The 21,655-nt window shown below is 69.8% G+C and carries 28 protein-coding genes and 3 pseudogenes; 23 read left to right on the forward strand and 8 right to left on the reverse strand.

Annotated features, from left to right (window positions below; genetic code table 11):
• Positions 1-622 precede the first annotated feature (622 nt).
• Positions 623-1,633, forward strand: coding sequence for a S66 peptidase family protein (locus tag ACWY4P_RS53015; protein ID WP_456207978.1), 1,011 nt, complete (start codon positions 623-625; stop codon positions 1,631-1,633).
• Between the two features lie 52 nt (positions 1,634-1,685).
• Here the strand turns inward: ACWY4P_RS53015 and ACWY4P_RS53020 are convergent, their stop codons facing one another.
• Entirely contained in the window at positions 1,686-1,976 is a 291-nt protein-coding gene (locus ACWY4P_RS53020; protein WP_456207979.1) for a hypothetical protein, read from the reverse strand.
• Between the two features lie 65 nt (positions 1,977-2,041).
• On the opposite strand from ACWY4P_RS53020, the gene ACWY4P_RS53025 reads away from it, so the two are divergent.
• Positions 2,042-2,392, forward strand: a complete 351-nt coding sequence (locus ACWY4P_RS53025) for a cupin domain-containing protein (RefSeq protein WP_456207980.1) — start codon at positions 2,042-2,044, stop codon at positions 2,390-2,392.
• 62 nt (positions 2,393-2,454) lie between these two features.
• On the opposite strand, the gene ACWY4P_RS53030 is transcribed toward ACWY4P_RS53025, so the two are convergent.
• Entirely contained in the window at positions 2,455-3,747 is a 1,293-nt protein-coding gene (locus tag ACWY4P_RS53030; RefSeq protein ID WP_456207981.1) for an 8-amino-7-oxononanoate synthase, read from the reverse strand.
• Between the two features lie 144 nt (positions 3,748-3,891).
• Between ACWY4P_RS53030 and ACWY4P_RS53035 the strand changes: the two genes are divergently transcribed.
• Together ACWY4P_RS53035 and ACWY4P_RS53040 are read left to right on the forward strand one after the other, a co-directional pair.
• Positions 3,892-5,223 carry a cytochrome P450 gene (locus tag ACWY4P_RS53035; RefSeq protein ID WP_456207982.1) on the forward strand — a complete coding sequence of 444 codons (1,332 nt, stop codon included), beginning with the start codon at positions 3,892-3,894 and terminating at the stop codon, positions 5,221-5,223.
• Between the two features lie 513 nt (positions 5,224-5,736).
• A complete protein-coding gene (locus tag ACWY4P_RS53040) occupies positions 5,737-5,865 on the forward strand; it encodes a hypothetical protein (RefSeq protein WP_456207983.1) in 129 nt (42 codons plus the stop codon).
• Between the two features lie 112 nt (positions 5,866-5,977).
• Here ACWY4P_RS53040 and ACWY4P_RS53045 read toward each other — a convergent pair whose 3' ends face one another.
• Together ACWY4P_RS53045 and ACWY4P_RS53050 are read right to left on the reverse strand one after the other, a co-directional pair.
• Entirely contained in the window at positions 5,978-7,396 is a 1,419-nt protein-coding gene (locus tag ACWY4P_RS53045; RefSeq protein WP_456207984.1) for an MFS transporter, read from the reverse strand.
• 86 nt (positions 7,397-7,482) lie between these two features.
• Positions 7,483-7,965, reverse strand: a complete 483-nt coding sequence (locus tag ACWY4P_RS53050) for a MarR family winged helix-turn-helix transcriptional regulator (protein ID WP_456207985.1) — start codon at positions 7,963-7,965, stop codon at positions 7,483-7,485.
• A 125-nt stretch (positions 7,966-8,090) separates the two neighbouring features.
• Between ACWY4P_RS53050 and ACWY4P_RS53055 the strand changes: the two genes are divergently transcribed.
• From ACWY4P_RS53055 to ACWY4P_RS53070, 4 genes are all read left to right on the forward strand, one after another.
• Entirely contained in the window at positions 8,091-8,954 is an 864-nt protein-coding gene (locus ACWY4P_RS53055; protein WP_456207986.1) for an NAD(P)H-binding protein, read from the forward strand.
• A 277-nt stretch (positions 8,955-9,231) separates the two neighbouring features.
• Positions 9,232-9,471 (forward strand): hypothetical protein, encoded by a 240-nt coding sequence (locus ACWY4P_RS53060; protein ID WP_456207987.1) that lies wholly within the window; start codon positions 9,232-9,234, stop codon positions 9,469-9,471.
• Positions 9,472-9,544: 73 nt separating this feature from the next.
• Complete coding sequence (locus ACWY4P_RS53065; protein WP_456213353.1) at positions 9,545-9,766, forward strand: hypothetical protein; 222 nt, start codon at positions 9,545-9,547, stop codon at positions 9,764-9,766.
• A gap of 8 nt (positions 9,767-9,774) precedes the next feature.
• The gene (locus ACWY4P_RS53070) at positions 9,775-10,143 is read left to right on the forward strand and encodes a hypothetical protein (RefSeq protein WP_456207988.1); all 369 of its coding nucleotides are present in this window, start codon (positions 9,775-9,777) and stop codon (positions 10,141-10,143) included.
• Positions 10,144-10,408: 265 nt separating this feature from the next.
• Here ACWY4P_RS53070 and ACWY4P_RS53075 read toward each other — a convergent pair.
• A pseudogene (locus ACWY4P_RS53075) lies at positions 10,409-10,690 on the reverse strand (dTDP-4-dehydrorhamnose reductase); the annotation flags it as partial.
• Positions 10,691-11,074: 384 nt separating this feature from the next.
• Here ACWY4P_RS53075 and ACWY4P_RS53080 point away from each other — a divergent pair.
• From ACWY4P_RS53080 to ACWY4P_RS53110, 7 genes are all read left to right on the forward strand, one after another.
• Positions 11,075-11,314 (forward strand): hypothetical protein, encoded by a 240-nt coding sequence (locus ACWY4P_RS53080; RefSeq protein ID WP_456207989.1) that lies wholly within the window; start codon positions 11,075-11,077, stop codon positions 11,312-11,314.
• Positions 11,314-11,691 (forward strand): fic family toxin-antitoxin system, toxin component, encoded by a 378-nt coding sequence (locus tag ACWY4P_RS53085; RefSeq protein WP_456207990.1) that lies wholly within the window; start codon positions 11,314-11,316, stop codon positions 11,689-11,691. The genes ACWY4P_RS53080 and ACWY4P_RS53085 overlap by 1 nt, the downstream gene beginning before the upstream one ends.
• Before the next feature lie 413 nt (positions 11,692-12,104).
• On the forward strand, positions 12,105-12,308 hold the full coding sequence (locus ACWY4P_RS53090) for a hypothetical protein (protein WP_456207991.1): 204 nt from the start codon (positions 12,105-12,107) through the stop codon (positions 12,306-12,308).
• Entirely contained in the window at positions 12,305-12,745 is a 441-nt protein-coding gene (locus ACWY4P_RS53095) for an NUDIX hydrolase (RefSeq protein WP_456207992.1), read from the forward strand. Before ACWY4P_RS53090 ends, ACWY4P_RS53095 begins: the two co-directional genes overlap by 4 nt.
• Before the next feature lie 142 nt (positions 12,746-12,887).
• Positions 12,888-13,406, forward strand: coding sequence for a class I SAM-dependent methyltransferase (locus tag ACWY4P_RS53100; RefSeq protein WP_456207993.1), 519 nt, complete (start codon positions 12,888-12,890; stop codon positions 13,404-13,406).
• The gene (locus tag ACWY4P_RS53105; RefSeq protein ID WP_456207994.1) at positions 13,385-13,522 is read left to right on the forward strand and encodes an NUDIX hydrolase; all 138 of its coding nucleotides are present in this window, start codon (positions 13,385-13,387) and stop codon (positions 13,520-13,522) included. The genes ACWY4P_RS53100 and ACWY4P_RS53105 overlap by 22 nt, the downstream gene beginning before the upstream one ends.
• 975 nt (positions 13,523-14,497) lie before the next feature.
• Positions 14,498-14,785, forward strand: coding sequence for a YiaA/YiaB family inner membrane protein (locus ACWY4P_RS53110; RefSeq protein WP_456207995.1), 288 nt, complete (start codon positions 14,498-14,500; stop codon positions 14,783-14,785).
• A 52-nt stretch (positions 14,786-14,837) separates the two neighbouring features.
• Here ACWY4P_RS53110 and ACWY4P_RS53115 read toward each other — a convergent pair whose 3' ends face one another.
• Positions 14,838-15,467, reverse strand: coding sequence for a DUF2690 domain-containing protein (locus tag ACWY4P_RS53115; RefSeq protein WP_456207996.1), 630 nt, complete (start codon positions 15,465-15,467; stop codon positions 14,838-14,840).
• A gap of 169 nt (positions 15,468-15,636) precedes the next feature.
• Positions 15,637-15,765 (reverse strand): annotated as a pseudogene (locus ACWY4P_RS53120) (Tn3 family transposase); the annotation flags it as partial.
• Positions 15,766-15,845: 80 nt separating this feature from the next.
• On the opposite strand from ACWY4P_RS53120, the gene ACWY4P_RS53125 reads away from it, so the two are divergent.
• The gene (locus ACWY4P_RS53125) at positions 15,846-16,481 is read left to right on the forward strand and encodes a hypothetical protein (protein WP_456207997.1); all 636 of its coding nucleotides are present in this window, start codon (positions 15,846-15,848) and stop codon (positions 16,479-16,481) included.
• A 241-nt stretch (positions 16,482-16,722) separates the two neighbouring features.
• Complete coding sequence (locus ACWY4P_RS53130) at positions 16,723-16,953, forward strand: peptidase inhibitor family I36 protein (protein ID WP_456207998.1); 231 nt, start codon at positions 16,723-16,725, stop codon at positions 16,951-16,953.
• Between the two features lie 270 nt (positions 16,954-17,223).
• Here the strand turns inward: ACWY4P_RS53130 and ACWY4P_RS53135 are convergent, their stop codons facing one another.
• A complete protein-coding gene (locus ACWY4P_RS53135) occupies positions 17,224-17,421 on the reverse strand; it encodes a hypothetical protein (RefSeq protein WP_456207999.1) in 198 nt (65 codons plus the stop codon).
• Between the two features lie 624 nt (positions 17,422-18,045).
• Here ACWY4P_RS53135 and ACWY4P_RS53140 point away from each other — a divergent pair.
• The 6 genes and pseudogenes from ACWY4P_RS53140 (at position 18,046) to ACWY4P_RS53165 (ending at position 21,640) form a co-directional block, all read left to right on the forward strand.
• The gene (locus ACWY4P_RS53140; RefSeq protein WP_456208000.1) at positions 18,046-18,306 is read left to right on the forward strand and encodes a hypothetical protein; all 261 of its coding nucleotides are present in this window, start codon (positions 18,046-18,048) and stop codon (positions 18,304-18,306) included.
• 434 nt (positions 18,307-18,740) lie between these two features.
• Positions 18,741-19,103, forward strand: a pseudogene (locus ACWY4P_RS53145) (helix-turn-helix domain-containing protein); the annotation flags it as partial.
• 94 nt (positions 19,104-19,197) lie between these two features.
• Complete coding sequence (locus ACWY4P_RS53150) at positions 19,198-19,770, forward strand: AMP-binding enzyme (RefSeq protein WP_456208001.1); 573 nt, start codon at positions 19,198-19,200, stop codon at positions 19,768-19,770.
• Complete coding sequence (locus ACWY4P_RS53155; protein WP_456213354.1) at positions 19,767-20,171, forward strand: condensation domain-containing protein; 405 nt, start codon at positions 19,767-19,769, stop codon at positions 20,169-20,171. Before ACWY4P_RS53150 ends, ACWY4P_RS53155 begins: the two co-directional genes overlap by 4 nt.
• A gap of 9 nt (positions 20,172-20,180) precedes the next feature.
• Positions 20,181-21,476 carry a condensation domain-containing protein gene (locus ACWY4P_RS53160; RefSeq protein ID WP_456208002.1) on the forward strand — a complete coding sequence of 432 codons (1,296 nt, stop codon included), beginning with the start codon at positions 20,181-20,183 and terminating at the stop codon, positions 21,474-21,476.
• A complete protein-coding gene (locus ACWY4P_RS53165) occupies positions 21,401-21,640 on the forward strand; it encodes a phosphopantetheine-binding protein (protein WP_456213355.1) in 240 nt (79 codons plus the stop codon). Before ACWY4P_RS53160 ends, ACWY4P_RS53165 begins: the two co-directional genes overlap by 76 nt.
• Positions 21,641-21,655 lie beyond the last annotated feature (15 nt).

Below are 21,655 nucleotides of genomic sequence, written 5' to 3' on the forward strand. Positions count from 1 at the left end.
CCGGGACGGGTTCCGGCCGGTCGATCCTGACGCGGTTCCCCACCGGTCGGCGGTGCCACCCGTCTCGCGCGGCGGGCACCACTGGCAACTCGGGCGATCCAGTCCGACGGCGGCCCCGACGACACCCCTGTGGCCGTGGGGTGCTATCGCCCGCACCCGGTTCGAGCTCGGCGGCATGGATGGAAACAGGCGCAACCCAACCACCCTGACCCCGCCGGACACCCCCGAGCATTGGGAGCATGCGCCTCCCCGGAGTTGTCCCTCTGGCAACTCCGCGAGGACCGCGTACTCCACGAAGCCCGCCTCTTGGCAGACCCCTCCGCGTGATGCGGCCGTTCGGGATCAGTGTCGGCACCGCGATGCGCTACACGGCTGCCGCTCATCCCCAAAAATGCGTCCAGCCACTTCGCTGACCCACCTGGCACCGCAGAGAGGCTCGCGACCTTTCCGTTACCGAAGCCCTGGTCGGCCAGTTGCTGGGCGTCAATCGGTGACGCAGAACTCGCTACCTACGACGTCCTGCATCACGACGGGGCAGTCCCTGTCCGGCCTTGGGACTGGTGAGGTCGCATGTTCAGGTGTCGTGTATTCCGCTCACGACTGCCTGGCTACGCGACGATGGGTGATTGATCTGCAGGGCTCAGCTTCGGTTCGGCGTGTGCAGGAAGATTTCGGCATGGATACTTTCGACACTCTCCAGACCGTGCGGCCGCCGCGGTTGCGGCCTGGAGATCGGGTGCGGATCGTCTCTCCGTCCAGTCCGCCCAGCCGCGAGGGAGTCACCCGTGGCGTCGAACTACTGACGTCATGGGGGCTGCGGGTCGAGTTGGGTGAGCACGTCTTCGACCAATGGGGGTATATGGCTGGTCGGGATGAGGATCGTGCCTTCGACCTCAACTCTGCGTTCGGCGACCCGGGAGTCCGCGCCGTGATCGCCACCCGGGGCGGCAAAGGCGCCTACCGCATCGTCGACGACCTGGATACCGACACACTGCGCCGCGACCCGAAACCGGTGGTTGGCTTCAGTGACATCACCCACCTCCACCTCGCTCTGTGGGCGCGATGCCGTCTGTCCAGCCTGCATGGCCCCTTCGCTAACTGGAGCGACGAATGGTCCGGGCCCGCATCGGCTGACGCGCTTCGCCGCGCGCTGATGACCACCGACTCCGTCGTCATCCACCGGGACTCCAGCGAGGCCAGCGCGGCGGTCACCGTTGACGGCACCGCGACCGGCGTTCTGGTCGGCGGCAACCTCGACGCGGTCCGCACCGAGGCCGGAGCCGGCCTGCCGAGTCTCAAGGGGGCGATCCTCTTTCTCGAACACCAGAGAGGCACAGGGTTGGGGGAGGTCGATCGCGCACTGACCCAGCTGACCCGTACTGGGGCTCTGAACGGGTTGTGCGGTGTCGTGCTCGGCCAGTTCCTCGGCTTCGACCGGGATGTCGATGACCCGACCCTGGGGGGATGGGGCATCGCGGATGTCCTGCGCGACCGACTGATTCGCCTGGGCGTTCCGGTCCTCGGCGGTCTCCCTGCCGGACACGGCCCGCACCCTCCGACCATCCCGCTTGGTACTCAGGCCACGATCGACACCGCCGCAGGAACCCTGACCGTTCAGCCAGCCGTCGGCTGACCGGCGACTGCCCTTACCCGGGGTGCGGGGCCACGCACTGGTGAACGACCGGTCAGTCCATCACCGTGTGTGGTCTCCGGGCGCGTATCGGCCCGGCCCAGCAGCCGCGCAGGCCCGTACGGACCGATGAGCGGGCCAGCGTCCGCCAGACGGACAGCAGCCGCGGCTCTCGTTCGTACCCGGGCGTCGCACGCGCCCGGGTGAGCAGGTCGAACGCGGTCGGCAGCCGCCCTGCGGCCATCGCGCGCTCCGCCTCGGCGCCGGCAGCGCCCGGCCCGACTGACTCGACCGGCTCGACGGGTCCGGCTGACCTGGCGGGGGAGGAGCCCAGGCGGAAGGTCATCAGCCGGCGCCCCGGCGCCCGGCGGCACGCGGTTCTTCGTCCTGACCTTCCCGACGGACATCGCGATGGCCGACCCGGCTTTCGCCCCCGTCGCCTTCGACCGGGAGCGGCAGGCCGACTCGCCCGGCATCGCGGACCTCAAGGGGCCCGATGGCATGCACACGACGCAGACCATGGACTACGGCATCGTGCTGCAGGGCGAGATCGTCCTCGAACTCGACGACGGCCACTGCACCCGGCTCTCGGCAGAAGACATCGTGACCCAGTCAGCTGTCGCATCCGCAGCGGACCAACCGGTCACGATGGCCTTCGTCCCCGGAGTCGGGGTTGGAGTCGGGGTTGGTGATCGACCCGGTGGGGGACTCGCTGCTGACCGAGCTGGTCGTCACCTGGGCCACTCGTACCCGGGGCGCTGAAGCCGGCGGCCCGGACGCCCACCCGGCCCCGGAAGACCACCCGGACTGATGGCGTCGGTGAGTCAGGCGTCCGCGCCGCCGCGCGGGGCCCACCGGGCGACCACCGCCACCGCTTGCTCGATCTGGGTGTCGGTGAGGTCGCCGCGTGCGGTGAGTCGCAGCCGGGAGTGGTGGTCGGGTGTGGACGGCGGCCGGAAGCAGCCCACTGCCACCCCTGCCTCCCGGCACGCTCGCGCCCACGTCACGGCGGTTTCCGGCGAGGGAGCGCGGACGGACACCACGGCGGCGTCCGGCACGCTCGCTTCCAGCCCGGCGGCCGCCAGGCCCGCCGAAAGCCGCCGGGCCACCTCCCGGGTCCGCGCGGCGCGCTCCGGCTCCTCGCGCAACAGCCGCAGCGCGCCCAGGGCGGCACCCACGCTCGCCGGGGCGAGCCCGGTGTCGAAGATGAAGGTGCGGGCCGTCTCCGCGAGGTGGCGGATGACCCTGCGGGGGCCCAGCACAGCCCCGCCCTGAGACCCCAGCGACTTCGACAGTGTCACGGTGGCCACCACGTCCGGTGAACCGGCCAGACCGGCGGCCGACAGCGCGCCGCTGCCTCCGTCGCCGACAACTCCGAGGCCGTGGGCGTCGTCCACCAGCAGCGCGGCACCATGCGCACGGCATGCCTCGGCCAACTCCGTCAGCGGCGCGGCATCGCCGTCCACCGAGAAGACCGAGTCGGTCACCACCAGGGCACGGCCTCCGCCGTGCCCGGTGAGCGCTGTGTGCACCGCCACCGGCTCACGGTGTGGCACCTGCGCGACCTTCGCGCGGGAGAGCCGGCAGCCGTCGACCAGGGAGGCGTGGTTGTGGGCGTCGAAGACGATGAGCGTGCCCGGCCCCGTCAGAGCCGTGAGGGCGGCCAGGTTGGCCGCGTATCCGGAGGAGAAGACCAACGCGGCCTGAAAGCCGCAGAAGGCCGCCAGTTCCTCCTCGAGGTCCGAGTGCAGCTGTGTGGTGCCCGTGACCAGGCGTGAGCCGGTGGCGCCGCCGCCCCAGCGCGCCACCGCTTCCGTGGCCGCCCGCACCACCCGCGGGTGGCGGACCAGGCCCAGGTAGTCGTTGCTCGCCAGATCCAATACAGGCTCGTCGGCCGGTCGTGGACGCGGCCGACGGGTCAGACCGGCGCGGCGGCGCAACTCGGCGCGCCGGTCGATCCAGTCGAAGACCGCCGCCGGGGCGGGGGCGGCGCTTGCTGGGTGGGCGCGGTGCGGATCGGTCCGGCTCGCGGAGGGCGCTGTGGCATCCGGCGTGGGGAGGGGCCGGGCGCCGGAGGCCGGGGCAGGCGTGGTCGGCTGGACGGGGTGCTGGGCCATGACCGGCACTCTGACACGCGCGTGGTGGCCGGTCGGCGGGTGGGGGAGGCTTCCGGGCCGGCCGCCCGGAGACGCCGCCGCGTGTTCGAGTGATGCCGCGCACAGGGCGGCGGTGCCCGGGCGGTCACGTGTTAGCGTCCGTACGTGATCATCCCGGCCCTGGACACATCCGCACCTGGTACGGGGGTCTGCGTCGCAGGGCCCCACAGCGGGGCGACGGGGTCCGTACCGTCTGGCGCCCGCGATCCGCTCGGCATTCTCGACCTGTTCGGGGACGGTTTCGTCCGTGATCCTTACCCGTGGTTGGACGTGCTGCGCTCCCAGGCGCCTGTGCACCGTGACGCGGGCACCGGTCTGTGGCTGGTCAGCCGCCACCAGGACATCCGCCGGGTTCTGCTCGACCCCGCCACCTTCCGTCCGGACAACGCCCAGCACGCGGTCACCCCGCTGCCCGTAGCCGTGCTGCGGGTGCTCGCCCGGGCCGGCTTCCGGCTCCCGCCCGCACTGGCCAACAACGGCACCGACAGCCACCCCGGTCTGCGCCGGGTGATCACCGGCTTCTTCAACGCCCGGCGAGTCGAGGCCGCCGTACCCGTGATCGAGCGCCTGGCCAGGGAACTGCTCGACGCGGCGCGGGCGCGGATCGACGCCGACGGCGAATATGACCTGTTCACCTCTTTCGCCCAGGTTCTTCCCTGTCGGGTGCTGATGGAACTGCTGGGCATCCGAGACGTCGACCCGGCCACGCTGACCCGCTGGAGCGACGCCTCGCTGGAGCTGTTCTGGGGCAGGCCCGCACTGGACCGACAGCTGGAACTGGCGGAGCTGGTGGGTGAGTTCCATCAATGGCTGACCGCGACCGTGCGCACCGGCAAGGCCGCCGCCGACTCCTTCGTCGGAGCACTCGCCCGGCACCGTCTGCCCGACGGAGCGCCGTTGGACCCCCAGACGGCGGTCGGTGCCTGCTTCTTCGTCTTCATCGCCGGGCAGTCGACCACCGGGCAGCTCATCGCCACCGTGCTGCGCCGGGCGCTCACCGAGCCCGGGCTGTGGCCGCGGGTGGCACAGGAGACGGAAGCGGCCTGGGCCTGGGTGGAGGAGGTGCTGCGGCGCGAGCCGCCGGTGACCACGTGGCGGAGAGTCGTGGCGCGACCGGTGGAACTGGGCGGGGCGGATCTTCCGGCCGGGGCCCAGCTGCTGTTGATGCTCATGGGCAGCGGCTCGGATCCGGAGGTCTTCGCGGACCCGGAACGGATGTATTCATACCGGGCGAACATCCGCCACCACCTGGCCTTCGGCGCCGGTCGCCACCGCTGCCCGGGCGCGTCGTTGGCACGAACGGAGGCGGCGGTGGCCCTGCGGGCGGCGGCTCGTAGCCTGCCGAAGGCGCGTCTCGCGGCGGGAACGGAGGGCACGCCGATGCTCGGCCTCCTGTCATTCCGGGCCCCTCTGCGTGTGGCGATAGTCGACGGGTGAGGAGGGGCACCGCCTCTCGTGGTCGGTGGAACCAGGACCCTGACGTCCGCTGTTCGGCCCAGATGGTCTTGCCCCGGGCTGTGTGGCGGGCTCCTCTGCCCGACCTCGCGGTGTCGGCGGTTGGCGAGGGTGCGTTGGGCGGCGTCGCGTCAAGCCCCCCTGGTTTCGCCTCGACTGTCGACGGCTCTGGCGCCCGGTGAGGTGGTCAGGGCGGAAGAAGGCCCGGACGGCTCCTTCGCTGAACCCGCACATCGTCTCCAGGCTGCCCTCTTCGCGACCGGGGAGGCAGCCAGTCTTGACCGCTCCGGCAGCGTCGCGACGAGCGCACAGTTTCCACGTTGACACAGATGACCTTGCCGATCTCAGTGTGCGAGGCTGCCCGACCGCGACGCCGACACCCACACCCGAATCCGCCACGACCGCATCGACAAATCCGGCATCGTCACCCTCCGCCTGGCCGGACACCTGCACCACATCGGCGTCGGACGAACCCACGCCGGAACCCACATCATCATGCTGATCAACGACCTCGACGTCCGGATCGTCAACGCCGTCACCGGCGAACTCCTCCGCAACCTGACCATCGACCCCAGCCGCGACTACCAACCCACCGGCCGCCCACCCGGCCCACAACGACGATGACCCCGAACCCAGTCATAGGTTCGGGGCCATTCCGACTGTCGGAGGTTGGTCCAGCGGACCCTGCCCGGCGGAAGCGAAGGCTGCCCAGCCTGCCCGACGGCCTCAAGACGCCCTACGCCCCTTTGGGCTTCGTCGGCACGCACAGCCACGCGAGGCCTGCGGCGGTCAGGTAGGCGAGCGCGCCGATGGCCATGCTGGTACGCAGCCCGGTGTTGTAGTCGGTGGCTGTGGCGAGCAGGCTGCCGCCGAGCGCTACGCCGATGGCGCTGCCGATCTGGCGGGTGGTGTTGAACAGGGCGGAGGCGGCCCCTGAGTACGCCGGGGGTGCAGCACTCATCACGGTGGCGGTTGAGCCGGTGAGGGCGAAGGAGGTACCGAATCCCGCGGCCATCATCGGGGCCACCAGCAGCGGGTAGGCGGGGTCGGCTCCCGCCGCGGCCCAGCCGGCCAGTCCCAGGGCAGCCAGGAGCATGCCGGAGATCACCAGCGGACGATCGCCGGTGCGGCGGGTCAGCCGCCCGGACAGGACGGAGGCGAACATGGTCATCGCCACCGCCGGGAACAGCGCCAGCCCGGTGCCGAGGGCGCTGAAGCCGCGCTGGTGCTGGAATTCGAGGCTGGCGGTGAACACCATGCCGTAAAAGCCGAAGTTGAACAGCAGGCCGATGGCGGCTCCGCCGCTCATCGCGCGAGAGCGCAGCAGGCTCAAGGGAAGGACGGGAGACCGGGCCAGCCGCTCGCGCACCGCGAACGCCGCTGCAGCCAGCACGGCCAGGAACACCCCGGTGAGAACAGCCGGATCGGACCAGCCCCGCCGTCCGGCCTCGTTGAGCGCCGCGGTCAGCAGCGCCACCGCCGCCACGACCGCGCACTGTGCCGGCCAGTCCAGGGCTCGGGCGGCTCGCCGGGGCGAGCGTGCCACGTGCCGCAGCGTCAGCATCAGACAGGCCACGCCGACGGGCAGGTTGATGAGGAACACCCAGCGCCAACCCACCGTGGAGACGAGCAGCCCGCCCAGCAGCGGCCCGGCAGAGGCCGCGATGCCCGCCATCGAACCCCACAGCCCGAAGGCCCGCGAGCGTGCGGTCGGCGCCGGGTAGGCCTGCTGGAGCAGGGCCAGGGAACCGGGCACGATCAGCGCCGCGCCGAGCCCCTCCACCAGCCGGGCTGCAACCAGGAAGGGGGCGCTCGGCGCGAGCGCGCACGCGGCCGAGGACACAGTGAACACGGCCACGCCCGAGCAGAAGACCCGACGGTTGCCCAGCCGGTCGCCCAGCGCGCCACCGGCCAGCAGGAATCCAGCGAAGACCAGGGTGTACCCATCGGTGATCCACTGGACGCCGGTGAGCGAGGCCGACAGTTCCCGGCCGATCACCGGCACGGCGACGTTGATGATCGTCACATCCAGGATCACCATGAAGTACCCGGCGCACACCGCCAGCAGCGGTGCCCAGGGCCGTCGCTCGGATTCCGGGGCCGGCTCGGGAGAGGACATGGACTCACCGCCACCGGCCGACTCCGCGAACGCCACGACCCCAACTCCATCCCGTCCGCGAAGGCACTACGCCAAAAGGTACAGTAATGGAAATATGTTCCATATCGCAGGAGCCAGGCTGCTCACATCGCCTTCGGCAAGGAAGAGGGCCCGGTGATGGCCGAGTCGTCGTAATCGATGGGCTCGCTCAGTAGCTCGCTCGCCGCCCGGTGGACCTTCGCCAGGGCGTTCAAGAGGGATTCGCGTTCGGTTTCGGTGAGATCCGCGGTGACCTTCTCCTCGATCAACCGCCGTTCCGCTTCGACCGGTTTCTGCAGCGCACGTCCAGCGTCAGTGAGCCAGAGCCGGACGAGGCGGTTGTCCCGGTCGTCACGGCGACGGGTGAGCAGCCCGGCTGTAGTCATCCGGTCGGCCATCTTGACGACGGTGGGCGTCGTGACGTTCAGCGCGGCGGCGACCTCGCCGGGCGTGCTGCCGTCGCGCTCCCACAACACCGCGAGCAGGTAGTTCTGTCCGACGTGCAGCCCATGGCGTCGCATGGCCGCGTCGGCCAGGGCCCGGAGCGCCTTCGACGTTCTGCCGTGCAGGTCCAGGAACTCAGACATCGGGGCCTTTCGGTGATGTGCGGGAGCTGTTGTCCGAGCCGCAAGCAAGTCGATTGACGGCTAATCATTCACCGGCTAACGTTCCTCGCGACTCGTTAGACGGCAAACGACTTTAGGGAGCCACGATGATACTGGTCACCGGAGCCACCGGGAACATCGGCCGTGAACTCACCCGCGAACTCGACGCGAAGGGCGCGAAGTTACGTCTCCTCGTCCGCGACCCCGCCCGCGCTGCCGGACTGTCCGACCACGCCGAGCGCGCCGTCGGCGACCTGGGGGAACCCTCGACACTGACGCCGGCCTTCGTCGGCGTCGACAAACTCTTCCTGCTCACCCAGGGCATCGGTACCGACTACACCGCCGCCGCCATCGCCGCCGCCGAGGCTGCCGGGGTGAGCCACATCGTGCACCTGTCTTCCTTCCACGTCACCTTTGACCCGCTGCCCGCCATGGCCCGCTGGCACCACGAACGCGAGGAAATCATCCGCGCCTCCGGAATACCCGCCACATTCCTGCGGCCCGGCGGTTTCATGACCAACGCCTTCGACTGGCTGCCCACCATCCGCGAGGGAAACCACGTCCTCGACCCGGTCGGCCCGGGCCGCTACGCGCCGATCGACCCCGCGGACATCGCCGCGGTCGCCGCCCTCGTCCTCACCGAGGACGGCCACCAGGACAAGGAGTACGTCCTCACCGGCGACGAGACGTTCACCGTCACCGAGCAGGTCCGGGTCATCTCCGAGACGATCGGCCGCGACATCGAGGTCCGAGAAGTGACCACACCGGATGAGGCCGTACGGTTCCGCTTCCCCAACGGGGCGCCCCAGGCACTCGCCGACGCCGTCGCCGCGGGCTTCAAACTCATGCGCGCCGACACCGTCGGGTTCCGGACGGACACCGTCGAGCGACTACTCGGACGCAAGCCGCGGACTTTCACGGACTGGTGCGCGCGTAACGCCGACGCGTTCCGACGGCCTGAAACCACCTGAGCCGATAGACGACCACGCCCTCTTCCGATTCTGCTGATCGGTCTGCCCGCCATGCCGGTCCGCGCCGCCCGCCCGACAGGCCTGACCGCCTCCGAACGCGCACGGTTAGAGAAGGCCGCCTACGGTCACAAGACTGAGCACCGATTGCGGGTACGCGCCCAGGTCGTCCTTCACGCGGCTCGCGGACGCTCCAACGCGCGCATCGCCCGCGAGGCGGTCCTGCATCCAGGCCCGCTGCCGCTGCCACCCGACTCTGGCACCCGGGCAGGCCCGGGCCATGCGCGTCAACCACGAATACGAGCGCGGCGGCGCCCTGGCCTACCTGGCGGCCTACGACGTCCACCGCGCCCGCGTCTTCGGCCGCTGCGAGTCAAGCACCGGCATCGTTCCGTTCATGAACCTGGTCGAACAGGTCATGACCACCGAGCCCTACACCAGCGCCGGACGCGTCTTCTGGATCGTTGACAACGGCTCCTCCCACCGGGGGAAGAAGGCCATCGACCGACTGGCCGCGTGATCAACCCCCGAAGGATTTCCGGAACGGACCACTGAGTCCCTACCCGCGCGCGTGCGCGTAGAGGCCGCTCAAAATCCGAGCCAAGGACCGGCTCGCCGCTATAGCGGCTGCTGGGGGACTTTCGCTGCTTGCCTATCTGGCTCGCCTGGCCGAGACCCTCCTCACCCTGGCGGAGCGGGCGGAGAAGGCCCGGGCGGCCTTGAAGGAGTGGAATGGCTACGCGCCGACCGCGGCCGAGCAGCAGGACCTGGACGACGAGTTGGACCGGCGCCTGGCCCGGGCGACTGCCCGGTGAGCGACGCCATGCGTATCGTCCTGGACGACACCGCGATGGCCGCGGCCGGCCAGGGCAGCATTCTCGCCTCCCGGCTGATCCACCGGGCCCACGCCGAACCGGGCTGGTTCCTGTACGCCCCGGTGTGCGCGCTCGTGGAAGCCGACCGTGCCAGGCCCGGCACCGCCGAGCACCTGGCGGCCCTGCCCGGCATGACCGTCCTGGACCTGGATCTGCCTGCCGCGCTGGCCGTCGCACGGCAGGAGACCTGGGCGGCAGCGCACAGTCAGTACGCTGCTCAGCCCACCGCGGACCGCCCCGACGGAGCCATCATCGCCACCACCGTCCCCCATCGGTGGCTCGGCGAGCCGGTCCGCGTTCTGGACCTCACCCCCTGACCATCCGTTGCGGACCCATCTCCGCAGGCGCACAGCGCGGTGTCCCCGGCATGGGGGTGACGGCCCATGCCGGGGACACCGCGGTACGCGGCTTCGCCTGGCGCCGCGCCAGCCTCCACCCGGGGGCAATGCCTTTCCTCTCTGGTTCGCCCGGCGACGATTCACCGTCACAGTGGGCCAGAGCAAGGGAGAGCGCCGTCATACTGGTCTCGTCGGGAGCTGGGCGGTTTGCTGTTGGGCGCGGCGCCGTAGCTGCATCGACCACTCAGCCAAGGAACTCGCGAGCGCCGCGGAGTCTGGTCCGCAACCGCTCCTGCGTCGCGCGACTGTCGAGGCGCACGTCGAGGGCCCCGGGCAGGGAGGTGTCGGCTCGTCGCCCGGCGGGCAGCCGCGCGGCGTCGAGCCCTTCGCGCCGGGCGATGAGCACACCGAGGTCGTGACGGCTCAGTGCGTCCGGCCCGGCGAGGTGGAACATTCCGACCGCGTCGGACAACGAAGCATCGGTGGTGGGCTGGGTCCCTGCATCGCCTACCCCGCAGCGAAGGTCGAGTCAGCGACGTCCAGATGACAACCCCCGCGATCAAGTGGCATCTACCGCGGAAAGCCACGGTGGCGAACTGGCCGAGGCCGAGGCGCAGCGCTGCGGATCAGTGCCCGTGCAGAGTTCCTGGCTGGGTGTGTTTCCCGCTCGTTCGCTGGGCGCTGCCCCCGTACAACCTGGCAGGGCCCGGCGCGCCTGGCGGACGACTTCGGCCGCGGCATGGATGCGCACCGCCGGGGCGATGGCCTGGCTACATCGACGCCGAGAGAACGCGTCTACGCGATGTTGTACCTGGACGATGAGGAGACCTGGCGCGGGTCCGTCACAGGGTGCGTTCCCGATTCTCGAAATGAGGGCCCGGGCTTGGTAACAGTTGTTACCATGCGGGGCATGGCGAAGACACAGCTCGGTGCACGGGTGGACCAGGAGATCGCAGAGCTCGCCAAGGCGCGGGCGAAGGAACGTGGCATGCCGCTGGGGGACTACCTTGCCCAGTTGGTGCTGGATGACGCCAGTGGCCTGCGTGCCCGCGGTCTGGAGGCGGCCCGGCGCTTCCTTGACGAGCACCAGCACGTCTTCGACGAAGCCGAGGACACCCACAAGCCTGCCCCGGGAGTGCACGCCGCGTAATGGATCTGCACGTCGACGTCTCCTGGATCCTGCAGGTTGCCGAGATCGCCGGAGCAGGCGATCCGGCTCCGGACGACTACGGAATCCCGGTGGCCGCGGTGGCCTGCCACAAGGCCGAGCTCCTCGAGCAGCCGGTCTACGACGGCCCTTACGTACGGGCCGCCGCCCTGGTGCACGTCCTGGGGCGCTGCCGCTGGCTGGAACGCTCCAATCTCGCGGTCGCAGCGGCAATCGGCGTGATGTATTTGGAAGCCTCCGGCATCCCCGTCAAACCCACCCACGACGACGCCGTAGCCCTGCGCGACCTGCTCCGCGATCCGGCCTGCACAGCCGCCAGCATCGCAACTCTGCTGCGGTCATGGCCCGCGGCAACCTGACCACACCGCCCTCACAAGCGGGTCCAGCGCTGCTTTGACACCGGTCGCACAGCTGCCAGTCCTGCTGCGCAGCGCAGCTGTGTGAACAGCCTGGCGCCGACGGCGATCTGCCAGCTCACTCCCGGGTCGGCCCGAGGATGACGCACCACGCAGTGCTCGATCCGCCAGTGCGTTGCCTCGGTCGGAGTGCAAGCGCGGATACAGGTAGTCAACACTTTGCTGACCGCGGGTTGCCAGCCGCTCGCCGCGCCGATCGCCAGCGGGCTCGGCACCTGGCTCGGCATGCGCCCCACCCTCGCCACTGGCGCCCTTGCGCTGTGCGCCCCGCTCCTGGTCCTGTACTTCTCGCCTCGTTGTGCTTTGAGGAACATACCCAGCACACCAACCGATCCCTCTCCCCAGGCGGTGACCAGATGAATCACGCACAGCCCCAGCCCGGGATCCCCGAGCCGTCCAGCACGGCTGCGATGCTCCTCAACGACCGCGGTGAGTACCTGACCTGCCTGGGAACAGCCGAGGCGATTCGGGCCCGCCAGGTCATGGTGCTCGGCGCGGCTCCCATGCCCGCCGATGCCGGTACGCGGCAGACCGGCACGGTTCCGGGAGGGCGGGCGTGACCGCGACCCTGAACATTGTCGGCGGCCACCTGTACCTGGAACGAGACGGGATGGTCCTGCTGGGAAAGCGCGGTCCTACGGCGGCGTTCGCCGCCCTGGAGTGGCACGCGCTCGCAGGACACGTGGAGCGGGAATCCGTGCGTTCCTGCGTGGTGAGGGAAGCCCGCGAGGAGGCCGGACTGGTGATCGCCGAAGACGACCTGACGCTCGTCCACACAGTTCACCTGCTTGACTCCGCGGACGCCGTTCCCCGGATCCAGCTGTTCTTCCAAGCACGGCGCTGGCGGGGAGAGCCGAAGGTATTGGAACCGGATAAGTGCGCCGCCTGGGGGTGGTGGCCCACCAGCGCGCTGCCGGAACCGATCGTGCCGTACACCCGGGCTGCGATCGACGGCATCAGGCGCGGACATCCCTATACCGAGATGGGTTGGACCTGACCTGCCTCGTGTCCTCCCGTTCCGCCGCGCCACTCAAGGAGATCACCTCGGTGCCCGATCGACGTAAGGGAGCTCCTCGTTGGGATATGTAAAGCACGATGTATGGGATGCGCACTATGCCGGTGGTGAGGGGTTCCAGCCGGTGGGGGACTCTGAGCGGGCCCTGCTGGCCGAGCATGTGCCTGCCCCCGCCGAAGGCGGTAGGGCGCTGGATGTCGGCTGCGGTCTGGGCGAGCTGGCCGTTCATCTGGTGTCGATGGGCTACACGGCCGATGCCGTGGACTGGGCCGAGCACGCCCTCGCCCGCGCCGGCACCGAGCAGCCGCCTGGCGTGCGCTGGCTGCGCTTGGACATCGAGAGGGACGACCTCGAGCCGCTGCACGAGGGCGGCTATGACCTGATCACGCTCCGGCTCGCGTACGCCTTCCTGAACGACCGCGCCCGGGTCATGCATGACCTCGGCCGACGGCTGCGCAGGGGCGGCGCGATCGTCGTGATCACTCCGCTTGCCGCGACCATGTCCGAGGCCAAGCGGAGCATCGCGCTGGACGAGTCGGAGATCAGCCTGCTGACCGCCGGGTGGAAGCAGGCGCAGCGGTTCGATGCGGACGGGCTGGTCATGCTGATCCTGTGCGGCCCGTGCACGCCGATGCCACGGTGATGGAGAAGGACCTGTCGTCGGCGCACGCGGTGACCGGTGCCTGCGCGGTAGTCACCGACAGCTGCGGCCGGGTCCTGCTGGGCCGCTCCACCAGCGGCATGTGGGAGCTACCTTGAGGCCGGACGGAGCCCGCCGGCCCCGGCTCAGGTCAGGTCAACTCGAAGTCCTCCACGTACTCAGGGTGCCGTCAGGACGGTTCGGGCAAGGGAAGGTGTTTCGGCCGAATCTGGGCTGCTACGCATGGACCCGTACACCTGGAAAGCGACTGTACCGTGCCCCGATCGTGTGATTTTGTCTCCCGGCGCCCCGCGAATGGTGTGGTGGCTTTGCAATGTGGGCGTGAACCATATCTCCCGCGGCCTGGTGGCCGCTGCACTGACCGTGCCCCTCCTGGCCGCCGCGGCTCCCGCTGCCGCGCCGGCGGCCGCCAGGTCGGTAGAGATTGATTGTCCCGACGGCTACGTGTGCATCTACCCCCGAGATCAACTTCGGCGGCCAGCCGTGGGTGAAGCGGGCCGTCGATGGCAGCGTGAAGGACCTGCCCTCCGCCATCCGCGATCGCGATCTCCGGCCGGTGGGTGTGCGTCACCAAGAGCGGCGGCTCGATCCACGGCCTGCGCGGCTACAACCTCAAGGATCAGACCCGCTCACTGCGTATCAACCGCGACGACTGCGGCTGAAAGTCCTCGGGCCCATGGGCTGGAGCCTCGCGCACGAGGAACGCCCGCACCTGGGGCACGTACCAGCAGCGTCCAGCAGTTGCCGGATTCCTACCTGGGCATCTTGTTTTCGAGCAGGAGGGCCGGTTTCCGGAGTTCGTCGAGGAGATCCCGCAGGCTGTGGTCAGGTACGTCGCGAATGCGGACCCATTTCCGCAGGCGTACAGCGCGGTGCCCCCGGCGTGGATGACGGCCCATGCCGGGGGACACCGCGGTACGCGGGATGCGCGGTGCTGACGGCACCCAGGCCACAACCGCCGTGTCCATCCACCGGGGGCACTACGAGGTCCTGCGGCGGACGCCTGATTTCTGAGTACTTCCTGAGTATCCGGTCGGATGCGGAGCCAGCCGCGTCCGCCGATTCTTGTCCGTATGAGTGAGACACCGGTCAGGCAGCAGAGTACGGCCGCGTTCTACGGTCAGGCGGTCGCATCCTTCGCTGTTGCCATGGCGGCCACCGCCATCGGCATTTTCCGGCTGAACGCCGACGCCTGGGTGCGCGGCTTCCTGGCCATCGCCGTGCTCTACCTTGTGACCTCCGCTTTCACCCTGGCCAAGGTGATCCGGGACCGGCAGGAGGCCGGGCAGATCGTCAGCCGGGTCGATCAGGCGCGGATGGAGAAGCTGCTCGCCGATCACGATCCCTTCGAAAAGCTGTGAGCGCTTCCGTTGCCGCTCGGCCGGGACGGGGCACCCGGTGGCGCCGAGTACGTCATTGTTGCTGACGCCGACCGCCGCACATCGTCTCACCCGCATCCAGCTGTACTGACCGTCCCTCGAGACGTCGGGGAAGTCCCGCGAGATGGTATCGCCGGCTACCACGAGGAGCGCGCCGCGCACCTGGAAGCCCGGAGGGAGCGGCCATCATGGCCGCACAGCAGATTCGGGCCCTGCGTGCGCCGGCGTTCTGGCTGCTGACGGGCATGGAGGTGAAGGCGGCAGTATCCATGCATGGATCAGGGGGCCGCTGCGGTCTTGGCTGCTGGTATCGCGGAGGCCAAGGCGGCGCGGAGGGCCCGGGAAAGAAACTGTCAGGAGCGGAAGCACTCCCGTGTCCCATGCTGCCCGCCGGTATCAAGCACAGCCGGAGGTTGGTCCGGTCTGGACGGCCGACCATGGGCGTGAAGCGGTAGATGCCCGTATCGGCTGGATTTCTGACGATGGCTCGACGGGGTTGGGAGCTGGGGGCCAAGATCTCGATCGCGTCCCCGACTTTCGTATGCCACATCCGGCCCCAGGCGGCGTCGCATACCTTGCTGTACCGGATCTCCATGACGGCGCCGGTCCGGGTGCGGTGCTGCGGTCCGAGTGAGTCCGCCCGGCCGGGCAGTCCGCAGGACATCTGGTCGGGATCCTTCCAGTCGCATGCCTTTGCCTGGCATCCGGGGACGGGATCCAGTTCGGGGGGCGCCGGTTTCTTTCCGTTGAGATAGCGCTCCCACGACGACTTTGACCCCGCGGTTGCCGAAACCAACCCTCTGCGAGAACCGGTTGAACGACTCCGCCTTGTTCGTCGCCGCGGTCACCCGCCGGCGAAGCGCTGGATCGGAGAGGTAACGCAGCAACTGCACGGTGCGGATCACGCGGCCGACCTCGCGGAACGCGGCGTAGGTGGCGCCGGTGGACTGGGGGGAGACCACGGAGCCGGTCCCGCGGAAGCCCCGCCAACCGGGCGGCTCCCGGGTCAGCCCGGCATGGCGTCAGGCTGAAGGTGCGATATGTGCGAACACTGGTGGCCTCGGACGAGGGAGGAGAGACCGTGGACAACCTCCACCATCAGGAAGCCCGGAAAGCAACATCGGTCGGCACAGGCGTCCGTGGCACCCCCGCCCAGACAGGGGTCATTGGCATCGGGCTCGCCGCCGTGCTGACGTTCGCACTCGCGCAGGGCTCCTGGGAGTGGTTCGCGGCATACATCGGAGTGACGCTTCTCGCGGTGATCTTCTCCTTCTGTCGGCTGCCGCCGTGGATGCCCGGCCTCCGCTCTGCGTATGTGCAGAGTCTGGTCGCATATTCCCTGGTGGTGGGCCTGTGCGTCGCGATCGCGTTGGCCCCGGTGCTGCAGCGCACAGGGTGGCTTTTCCCGATGCCAGGCACCCGCAGCGACTGTCGGGAGCTGGGCAAGTACGAGAGCCTCCGCACGGAGGCCTCGCTGGGGACCCTCGCCGGTCGCGACAGTGCCGCCCTGGGTTACGCGCAGGTCAGGCAGAGTCATGACGCCATTGCCGACTGTCTGGCATCCACCACGACCCGGTGGCTGCCGCTGTATGGACTCGGGGCGGCCGTGCTGGCGGGCGGGGGTGCGTGGTCCTTCGGCCGTGCCCGGGCGCGGAGGGAAGCGGACCCGGCCACCTGAGGCCCTCTGTTCCCAGATCGTGCGGTTTTGTCTCCCGGCGCCCGCGCGAGCGGTGTGGTGGCTTTGCAATGTGGGCGTGAACCATATCTCCCGCCGTCTGGTGGCCGCTGCGCCGGCCTGCCCCTCCTGACCGCTGGGGCTCCCGCTGCCACGCGCGCGGCCGCCAGGTCGGTAGAGATCGATTGTCCCGGCGGTTACGTGTGCATCTACCCCCGAGATCAACTTCGGCGGGCAGCCGCGGGTGGAGCGCGCCGTCGATGGCAGTGTGAAGGACCTGCCCTCCGCCCTCCGTGATCGCGGCAGCTCGGTGCGTAACAACTCCGATCGCACCGCACGCGTCTACGAGAAGCGCAACTTCGCCGGCCGGTGGGTGTGCGTCACCAAGAGCGGCGGCTCGATCCACGGCCTGCGCGGCTACAACCTCAAGGATCAGACCCGCTCACTGCGTATCAACCGCGACGACTGCGGCTGAAAGTCCTCGGGCCCATGGGCTGGAGCCTCGCGCACGAGGAACGCCCGCACCTGGGGCACGTACCAGCAGCGTCCAGCAGTTGCCGGATTCCTACCTGGGCATCTTGTTTTCGAGCAGGAGGGCCAGTTCCCGGAGTTCGTTTCGAGGAGATCCCGCAGGCTGTGGTCAGGTACGTCACGGACGCGGACCCATCTCCGCAGGCGTACACGTGCAGGACGGCCGCGGAGGGCGACATCGGTAGGCACTCGTACCTGATCGCCTGGCCAGAGTTCACGTAGTACGCGCCATGTACCCCACGGTGACCCACCGTACCGAGGCGACGGACGGGGCCTCCACGGTGTTCGACGCGACCGTGGTCGCGGCTTCGGCGACGCCGCCGATGCCGAGGGTCACCACCCCTGCGAGTGCGGCGCTGATCAGGCCGTGCGCGCTACGCAGCGCCACAGTGCGGATACGGGAATGCGACAACGGTGTCTCCTCCGGTGGGTCACGGGCGGGAAGGCGGAAGGGCGGCCGCCGGTCGCGCGGTACGTCACGCACCGGGACCCGACGGACGACTCCGCTGGGGCACCACCGTGCGCACCGGAGGGGGCGGCCACCGACGTCGGTGGCCACATCGCAGGTCAGGGGAGGGATAAACAACGGACAATGCCAGTTGTCCGCGGACAACGGCCACCCCGAACGTACCCGGACGTGCGACCCGGGCTCCAGCGCGTCGTACGGGGCGGCCGTCGGGGTTCGCGGAACCCGGCATCCCGCCGGCTCTTCCCCGGCCGCAGGGCGAGCCAGCCGTTCCGCCCCGATCTCCGGCCTCGGGGAACAGGCGACCACTCGACACGGTGCTGGACGACATCACCGACCCGGCGCCCGACCATGGCGGAGAACAACCGCCAGCCGGTCTCGCGCACGCCACCCAGGAAGGGTGGGGAAGCCGCATCCCGCCGTTCACCCTGACCCGCGGCGAGCTCGAAGATCTCCGAGATGGGTAAGGCTCTGTCCCCGGGCCGGAGGCCGGGGACTGCGTCCGGCGAGCGCGCTATCGTGGAGGGCCTGATGTCTGCTCGTTCCCATGATCTGGCAGGAGCGCCCCGCGTGCCCGAGGACCCCATAGCCCACAGCGAACTCGCCGCTCTGACCCGGCGCTTCGAAGAAGTCGCGGAGAAGAACGACCGCGAGTTCGGGATCGTCAAGAGCGACCTGACGGCGGTGCGCCTCCAGATCGGGAACCTTGACCAGAAGGTCGACCAGCTGAAGGGCGACCTCGAAGAGCTCGGCCAGAAGATGGATCGGAACCAGGCGCAGATCATCGAGCTGCTCACGCGGCTGGTCGGCCAGGACCCGAACGCCGGCTGATCACAATCGTCAAAGGGCATGGGCCCGAGCCCCGGTGACCGGGGCTCGGGCCCATGCCCTGTCTGCGACGGCATGAGCCGTCTGGAATCGAACGTGTGCGCGTTTTTCCATCTGGCCTCGACCGGCTGCGGGCGGTAGAGATTCTTTGGAATCAGCGTTACGCCCACGGCTACGCCTTGGCACCTTCGGGACTTTGCCCCGGGCCCGTGGACACCACCTTCACCGAGGACGCCTCCAGGATCCGCAGCGGCCACGGGGCCGACAGCATGGCCACCCCGCGCAGCTTTGCGATCAACCAGCTACAAACGGCAGGCCACACCAATATCGCTGCCGGACTCCGCGAGATGTCATACCAGCCCTACCACGGTCAGGCTGGTCCTCCTCGGTCTAAGCGCTGTCCCGTAATGGCTGGTCAGGGGTGAGATGATCTTGCTGTGACTGGTGTGATCACGGCGTCGGAGCCCTCCTGGACAGCCCCGTTCACCGGGCTGAGCCCTCGGCAGTTCGGCAAGTTGGTCACCGCGCTGTGGCGCGAGGGTGCCGACCCGGTCCGCAAGGGCCGGCCGTGGAGCCTGTCGTTGGAGGACCGGGTCCTGCTGGTCGCCGCGTATTGGCGCACGAATCTCACCCTGCGCCAACTGGCCCCGTTGTTCGGGGTGTCGAAGTCTGCGGCCGGCCGGATCGTCAACCACCTCGGCCCGTCGCTCGCGCTCCAGCCCCGCAGACGGTTCCGCAAGGACACCGTGCTGATCGTGGACGGCACCTTCGTCCCCACCCGCGACCACACCATCGCCGAGCCGTGCGGATCAGCAGGTCAAGGTCCGCGGCTTCCGCGTCGAGCCGACCGAGGTCGAGCAGGCGCTGTGCGGCCATCCCTCGCTCGACCAAGCCGTGGTCGTCGCCGAGGGCGAGGTCCTGGTGGCGTACTGTGTCGCCGCCGCAGGGCACGAGACCGACGCGGAGGTGCTCCGCGACCACCTGCGGGGCAGACTGCCGGGGTACATGATCCCGACCCGGCTCGTTCGCTGCCCCGAGCTTCCGCTGACCCCCAGCGGGAAGGTCGACCGCCAAGCCCTGGGCCGCTACGGCTGGCAGGCCTCGGCCGATACGGCCACCGATGCGGTGGCTCCTCGCGACGACGCAGAACGGGCGGTGGCCGAACTCTGGCCGGAGACCCTCGCACCCAGCGGGCCGGTCGGCGTCCACGACGACTTCTGGGCCTCGGGCGGCTATTCCCTGCTCGCGACCCGCTTCGCCGTGCGCGTGCGGGAGACCTTCGGGGCGGCGTTCCCGCTGGAGAGGTTCTTCACCGACGCCACCGTCGCCGGTGTGGTCCGGGCCCTTCGGGACGACCCGGTCGCCGGGCCCGAGGTGGACGAACGCGCGGCGCTCCTGCTGGAGGTCATCGCGCTGTCCGACAGCGAGCTGGAGACGCTCCTGAACACGCCCCAGGAGGACCAGTGAGCGGCACGAGTGACGAACTCGCAGGACGGCGGCGCGAGGCGATGCGGCGGTTGCTCGCACAACGGGGACTGCGGGCCGGCCACGCGCCGTCGATCACACCCCACCCGGAGCGCACACACGCGCCCCTTTCGCATCCCCAGCGCCAACTGTGGCTCTTCGAGCAGATGTTCCCCGGCACGGCGGCGTACAACGTACCCGCCGCGGTACGGCTGACCGGGCCGCTCGACGTCCCTGCCCTGCAGACGGCCCTCGACGCGTGCATCGCCCGCCACCCCGTGCTCCTGGCCACGTTCCACCTCGTCGGCGCCGAACCGGAACAGCGCATCCCGACGGCCCCGGCCACCGTCGTTGTCCAGCGTCACGACCTCACCGGGGAGCCCGCCGCCGAGCGGGAGAGGTAGGCCCGCGAGATGGCGCACCGGATCGCGGCGACCCCATTCGACCTGGGGGCGCCCCGCTCATCGCCGCCCGTCTATAGCCCTGACTCCCGACGGCTGCTCCGCGATGTCGCCCACACCTACGACGCCGTGCAGCGCGGGCAGCACTTGACGCCGCAGCTGCCACAGGTCCATTACGGCGACTTCGCGCGCTGGCACCGTGAGAGCACGGACGGGCCGGGCAGCGAGTCCCAACTCGCCTGCTGGGAGCGGGTTCTGGCCGCCGCGCCGCCGGTCCTCGAACTCCCCGCCGACCGGTCCCGGCCTGCCACCCCGGCCTTCCGCGGCGACGTGGTGGACTTCGACCTTGACCCGGCCACGACCGCCGGGCTCGGTGACCTGGCGCGGCAGGAGGGCGCCACGCTGTTCATGGCCGCCACCGCGGCGTTCCACGCGCTGCTGCACCGTTACACCGGCCGCACCGACCTCCTGGTCGCCACATCGGTCGCCAACCGCGACCACGCCCAGGTCGAGGACATGATCGGCCTGTTCGTCAACACCCTGCTGCTGCGCACCCAGGTCGGTGGCGGGCACACCTTCCGCGAACTGCTACGCCATGTGCGCGCCGTGGCCGGCGAGGCACTGGCGCACAAGGAGGTTCCGTTCGAGAAGGTTGTGGAGCGGCTGAGACCCGAGCGCACCGGTCACACCACGCCCTTCTTCCAGGTGATGTGCACCCTGCGCACCGCGCCGGTCCTTCCCGCCATGCACGGGCTGACGATGAGTGACTTCCCGGTCCACGGCAGAACCAGCAAGCGCGACCTCACCCTGAACCTCGTGGCGGACGGCACCACCATCCGTGCCCAGTTCGAGTACGACACCGAGCTCTTCGAGCGGGAGACGATGCTCCAACTCGGCACGCTCCTAAAAGGGTTGTGCGTCGGTGCGGTCGCCAGGCCGGACGCGGCCGTCGGTGCACTGCCCCTGTCCGACAACGCCGTCTGGAAGGTCCAGGGCGAGCGGGTCGACTATCCGGCGGCAGCCGACTGCGTCCACGAGCTCTTCGCCCGGCAGGCCGCCCGCACCCCCGACGCCGTCGCCGTGCGGTGCGAGGACGCGGAGCTGACCTTCGCCGACCTCGACCGGCTCGCCAACCGCCTCGCCCACCTACTGCGTGCGGCGGGCGTGGGACCGCGTTCTGGGAGGACCTCCTCGGCACACAGGCCGTCGGCCTGGAGCAGAACTCCTTCGACCTGGGCGGACATTCACTGCTGCTCATCGAACTGCACCAGCGGCTGCGGGCCGAACTGGGCCTCCGCGCCCAGCTGATCGACCTGTTCCGTGCGACCACGGTGCGCGCCCAGGCGGCCCTCGCCGCCGACGACAAGGGCGCACCGCCCGGCGGACTGGACAACGCCCGGGAACGCGGCAGGCGGCAGAACCAACAGCTGAGGCGCAGGCAGCCGGGGCGCCCGCAACGCCCCGCACGATGAAGACGGAGGGACAAC

The organism is Streptomyces sp. LZ34, from assembly GCF_053890475.1.

Bases quoted from the DNA above. Each gene is read 5' to 3' on its own strand.
- ACWY4P_RS53040 (WP_456207983.1), top strand. From the start codon at position 5,737: ATGCTGATCAACGACCTCGACGTCCGGATCGTCAACGCCGTCACCGGC.
- ACWY4P_RS53090 (WP_456207991.1), top strand. From the start codon at position 12,105: ATGAATCACGCACAGCCCCAGCCCGGGATCCCCGAGCCGTCCAGCACG.
- ACWY4P_RS53085 (WP_456207990.1), top strand. From the start codon at position 11,314: ATGGATCTGCACGTCGACGTCTCCTGGATCCTGCAGGTTGCCGAGATC.
- ACWY4P_RS53070 (WP_456207988.1), top strand. From the start codon at position 9,775: ATGCGTATCGTCCTGGACGACACCGCGATGGCCGCGGCCGGCCAGGGC.
- ACWY4P_RS53020 (WP_456207979.1), bottom strand. From the start codon at position 1,976: ATGACCTTCCGCCTGGGCTCCTCCCCCGCCAGGTCAGCCGGACCCGTC.
- ACWY4P_RS53050 (WP_456207985.1), bottom strand. From the start codon at position 7,965: ATGTCTGAGTTCCTGGACCTGCACGGCAGAACGTCGAAGGCGCTCCGG.
- ACWY4P_RS53025 (WP_456207980.1), top strand. From the start codon at position 2,042: ATGGCCGACCCGGCTTTCGCCCCCGTCGCCTTCGACCGGGAGCGGCAG.
- ACWY4P_RS53060 (WP_456207987.1), top strand. From the start codon at position 9,232: ATGCGCGTCAACCACGAATACGAGCGCGGCGGCGCCCTGGCCTACCTG.
- ACWY4P_RS53160 (WP_456208002.1), top strand. From the start codon at position 20,181: ATGGCGCACCGGATCGCGGCGACCCCATTCGACCTGGGGGCGCCCCGC.
- ACWY4P_RS53030 (WP_456207981.1), bottom strand. From the start codon at position 3,747: ATGGCCCAGCACCCCGTCCAGCCGACCACGCCTGCCCCGGCCTCCGGC.
- ACWY4P_RS53055 (WP_456207986.1), top strand. From the start codon at position 8,091: ATGATACTGGTCACCGGAGCCACCGGGAACATCGGCCGTGAACTCACC.
- ACWY4P_RS53115 (WP_456207996.1), bottom strand. From the start codon at position 15,467: ATGTCCTGCGGACTGCCCGGCCGGGCGGACTCACTCGGACCGCAGCAC.
- ACWY4P_RS53080 (WP_456207989.1), top strand. From the start codon at position 11,075: ATGGCGAAGACACAGCTCGGTGCACGGGTGGACCAGGAGATCGCAGAG.
- ACWY4P_RS53110 (WP_456207995.1), top strand. From the start codon at position 14,498: ATGAGTGAGACACCGGTCAGGCAGCAGAGTACGGCCGCGTTCTACGGT.